The 644-nt window shown below is 62.9% G+C and carries 1 protein-coding gene; it reads left to right on the forward strand.

Going from position 1 to position 644, the window contains the following annotated elements; translation table 11 throughout:
- Window positions 1-22: 22 nt before the first annotated feature.
- The coding region (locus tag VB780_RS31500) for a diguanylate cyclase (protein ID WP_323354029.1) at window positions 23-644 on the forward strand (622 nt) is incomplete at its 3' end.

Raw genomic sequence — 644 nt, forward strand, 5'->3', positions numbered from 1 at the left:
CGGCAGTAGTGGTGCCATTTTTATGCTCAACCCGTCGCGCGATCGCATGGAAATTGTCACCACCTGGGGGCCAGAGCTAAACTCGCAGCCATTGTTTAGCTCCTTTAGCCCCTCAGACTGCTGGGCCCTGCGCCGGGGGCGATCACACCAGGTCGGCCCCCACAGCCTGGGGCTGCGCTGCCGCCATGCTGAGACGGCGGCGGTGGCCAGCACCACCCTTTGCCTGCCCCTACTGGCCCAGGGCGAAACCCTGGGGTTGTTTTATCTCAGTGCCCGTGAGATAAAACAGCCCACCCAGCAGCTGGCCCGCGCCGTAGCCGAGCAAGTGGCGCTGGCCTTGGCCAACCTGCATTTGCGCGAAACCCTGCAATACCAGAGCATTCGCGACCCGCTCACCGGGTTATATAACCGCCGCTACCTCGAAGAGACCCTGACGCAGGAAATTGAGCGCGCCCAGCGCCAACACCACCCGATTGGGGTGATCATGCTCGACATCGATCACTTCAAGCGGTTTAACGATGTCCATGGCCACGCTGCGGGCGATCGCGTGCTAGAAGCCGTGGGCCAGCTGCTGCGCGACAGCGTGCGGGGGTCTGATATTGCCTGCCGCTACGGCGGTGAGGAGATGACCCTGGTACTGCCTG

Source organism: Leptolyngbya sp. CCNP1308, from assembly GCF_034932455.1.
Classification (GTDB): domain Bacteria; phylum Cyanobacteriota; class Cyanobacteriia; order Phormidesmidales; family Phormidesmidaceae; genus Nodosilinea.